Origin of the sequence: Moorena sp. SIO4G3, assembly GCF_010692305.1 — a bacterium.
Taxonomy (GTDB): domain Bacteria; phylum Cyanobacteriota; class Cyanobacteriia; order Cyanobacteriales; family Coleofasciculaceae; genus Moorena; species Moorena producens_A.
In genome coordinates this window covers 1-1899 of the sequence record NZ_JAAHIG010000694.1, presented here as the reverse complement: position 1 = coordinate 1899, position 1899 = coordinate 1, and the positions used below count along the sequence as shown (strand labels likewise).

Genomic DNA, 1899 nt, shown 5'->3' with positions numbered 1-1899 from the left:
GCTACTACTTGGGGATTTACTTTCTACTTTTGTTTACCATGTCCCTGAGCACATTTTTGGTAAATTCCATGCCATAGTACACCATAGTAAGAATCGTAGCTTTATTCACTATGCTGTATTAACTAAGAACCCCCTGGTAATCCTTGATGGTTTCGCAGGTGCCTTTCCTTATTTGATGTTTGTGCCTTGGTTCTGGCAAATTTCTCCTCTAGGAACTATCTTGGGACTGGTGTTGGGTGAGTTTCATGTGATCTGGAGGCATGTTTCTGTGATGGAGTGGAAAACTCCCCAGACCCTAGAGCGCCTTTGCAACTTCTTGTGCATTACTACTCCAGAAAAGCATTGGCTTCACCATCAGGATGCCACAGTTGCTTATGGGGATATCTTCACATTTTACGACCAACCAGCACAAGCCTGGTATAGGTTTTTGATGTCAGTTAAGAAGAAATATAAGCTAAGTAGGCAGAAATCAAGTTAGGATGCTGGCTGTTGACTGTTTACTAAGTAAATGTTAAAGTCAACCCTGGACGGTAAACAGTCAACGGTAAACCAAAACTATTTTGCCTACCCATTATCAAGAGCGTTTAATAGAGCTTTAGAAGCGACAGAACTTATAAAAAATGCCTCTAACCCAAAAGGCCTTTCACGGAATATCCCAAGACGGACAAAAACAGCGACAGCGGCTGCGTTGGTATTCAAAGGGGGAAATCATTCCTTTGGTTGCACCTGGGATCTGGCAAGTCTGTCAAGGTATTGTTCAACTGAGTAAAATAAACCTTGATGGAGAGGAAGTGCTACTAGGTTGGGCATTGCCGGATACCTCTTTCCGGATTGGGTTGGCTGCTCTAGATACCTATCAGGCTCAAGCTTTATCCGAAGTGCATCTTCAATGGTTTTCGATGATTGAATTGGAAGCGTCCCCTCATCTATCTCACACCCTATTCAATCAACTAGGTCACAGGATACAACAGACAGAAGCACTTTTAGCGATCGCTGGACTGCGCCGAGTTGAAGACCGCTTGCAGCAGTTATTATTCTTGTTGAAACAGGAAATGGGGGAGCCAGTTGCTGAGGGAACTCGCTTGAGTGTGCGCATGACCCATCAGAATTTAGCCAATGCCATCGGCACCTCTCGGGTCACAGTGACTAAAACTCTAGGAGAACTCCATAACCGTGGTATGATTACATTTGACAGAGACCGTCACATCATTGTCAAACATGGTATAGTATGTAGTAATCTCTGAAGCTAACTTGAAGCTATTACTGAGTACTGATTTGCTTACTGATTAGTGGTTGCGTAAGTGTGGCAAGGGCTTTTTAGGCTTTGTTGTCAGGTTTGTTGTCAGGTTTGTTACTTGTGCCTGACTAAAAAAAAAGCGATGCAGAGGTGCGACCCGTGGCGAATTTAATTCGCCAACGGAAAAAGCACCATTACGGTCTTGGGGGTTTCCCCCATGAGCGACTGCATCAAGACAATAGTTGTGTTGCTCAAAGCGCTTTATCCTGGGTCTTGCAAGGAATTTAACTGGTCTAGGAGTTGCCAGATGGAAAAGTGGTAAATAGCAACTCTGAGATCTGAATCCTAAAATAATACTAAGATTAAGTGGTATAAATATAGATTCATAGCTGAAAAGCAGTTATTTATGCCTCTTGATCAATTAGTTCCAAAATTCTTAAAAGAACCCCTCTTCAAACTGGGAGAGATGCCTGTCTCTCTTATCACTATACTTCAATTAATCTTTTTATTTATAATTACTAAATTTATAATTCAAGATTTCAAAAAAATCCTGAATTATAAACTCCTTAATAAGCTAGTTAATGATCCAAATAAAAGAGAGTTTATTTCTAAGTTAATTAGTTATAGATCGGAAGAGCGGTTGGCTGCGGTCTTGGTTGGGG

At 41.6% G+C, this 1899-nt stretch carries 3 protein-coding genes and 1 pseudogene; all 4 read left to right on the top strand.

Annotated elements, in window-relative coordinates:
* Positions 1-478 (top strand): sterol desaturase family protein (locus tag F6J99_RS44665; protein ID WP_293123780.1); only part of this gene is annotated, 478 nt, incomplete at its 5' end.
* A 142-nt stretch (positions 479-620) separates the two neighbouring features.
* Positions 621-1244: a Crp/Fnr family transcriptional regulator gene (locus tag F6J99_RS44660; RefSeq protein WP_293123777.1), complete on the top strand. Its 624-nt coding sequence runs from the start codon at positions 621-623 to the stop codon at positions 1242-1244.
* A gap of 152 nt (positions 1245-1396) precedes the next feature.
* The gene (locus tag F6J99_RS44655) at positions 1397-1525 is read left to right on the top strand and encodes a hypothetical protein (RefSeq protein ID WP_293123774.1); all 129 of its coding nucleotides are present in this window, start codon (positions 1397-1399) and stop codon (positions 1523-1525) included.
* A 118-nt stretch (positions 1526-1643) separates the two neighbouring features.
* Positions 1644-1899, top strand: a pseudogene (locus F6J99_RS44650) (hypothetical protein); the annotation flags it as partial.